The 1,211-nt window shown below is 60.9% G+C and carries 1 protein-coding gene; it reads left to right on the forward strand.

Annotation, left to right across the window (positions count from 1 at the left end; translation table 11 throughout):
* Positions 1-238: 238 nt before the first annotated feature.
* Positions 239-1,192, forward strand: a complete 954-nt coding sequence (locus tag VBE63_RS29780) for a hypothetical protein (protein ID WP_323686578.1) — start codon at positions 239-241, stop codon at positions 1,190-1,192.
* The last annotated feature ends 19 nt before the right edge of the window (positions 1,193-1,211 follow it).

Genomic DNA, 1,211 nt, shown 5'->3' on the forward strand with positions numbered 1-1,211 from the left:
GTTATTGCCAGCTCCTCTCGATGCAGCACATCCACACCCTCGGCAAGCTCGCCGAGCGCCAGGCCCAGGCCCAGGCCAAGCCCGCGCTCGACACCCGTGCATTCTTCGGCGCCGAGGAGGAGAGCCTGAGCTTCGATTGGGATGCCTAGCGGTGCAGAGGCGCGTGGCTGTGCTTGATCGTCGCGGCGCAGGTCGCCTCATCGCCCCCTGACGTGGGCGCATCGGCTAGACTCTCCCCATGACAGCCGACACCCAAGCCACGGACACCAGCGACAAGCCTGACTACGACAGCCCCTGGAAAGAGGCCCTGGAGCGGTTCTTCCCGGAGTTCCTCGCGCTGCTGTTCCCGGCCATCCATGCCGAGATCGATTGGTCAAAGGGCGTGCAGTTTCTGGATAAGGAATTCCAGCAGATCGTGCGCGAGGCCAAGACCACCCGACGTTATGCCGATAAGCTCGTCGGGGTCACGCGACGCGACGGCACGCCGGTCTGGGTGCTGATCCACGTCGAGGTGCAAGGCGACCCGGAGACCGCCTTTGCCGAGCGGATGTACACCTACCACTATAAAATCCGTGACACCTATCAAGTGCCCGTGGCGAGCTTGGCGGTGCTGGCCGATACCGATCACAATTTCCGCCCGCAGCGCTACAGTGCGGCGCTGTGGGACTGTCGGGTGCACTTTGAGTTCCCGATGGTCAAACTACTCGACTATGCTGAGCCTGCGCGCTGGGCCGAACTGGAAGCCAGCGACAATATCTTTGCCCTGGTCGTGATGGCCCAAATCCGCGCCAAGGTCACCAAAGACGCCGAAACGCTCAAGGGCTGGAAGTTTCGCCTGATTAGACTGATGTATGAGCGCGGCCACGAGCGCGCGCTCATTGAAGAGGTGTTACGCCTCATCGACTGGATGATCCGCCTACCCAAAGCGCTGGAAGCAGAATTTCGTCAAGAACTCTATGCCTACGAGGAGCAACGACAGATGCCTTATGTCACCACGTTTGAGCAAGCCGGGATTGAGAAGGGGGTGCAGCAGGGCGAAGCCAGGACACTGCTGCGCCTGCTCGATCAGAAATTTGGTCCCGAAGCTGTACAAGTCCACCGCGAACGCATCGAAGCCGCCGAGTTGGAGCAGTTGGAAGCTTGGCTCGATCGCATCCTGAGCGCCGAGACCCCCGAGACGATTTTCCACTGAGGCTCGGGATATTAGGGAT

Origin of the sequence: Lamprobacter sp. (genome assembly GCF_034860625.1) — a bacterium.
Lineage (GTDB): Bacteria > Pseudomonadota > Gammaproteobacteria > Chromatiales > Chromatiaceae > Lamprobacter.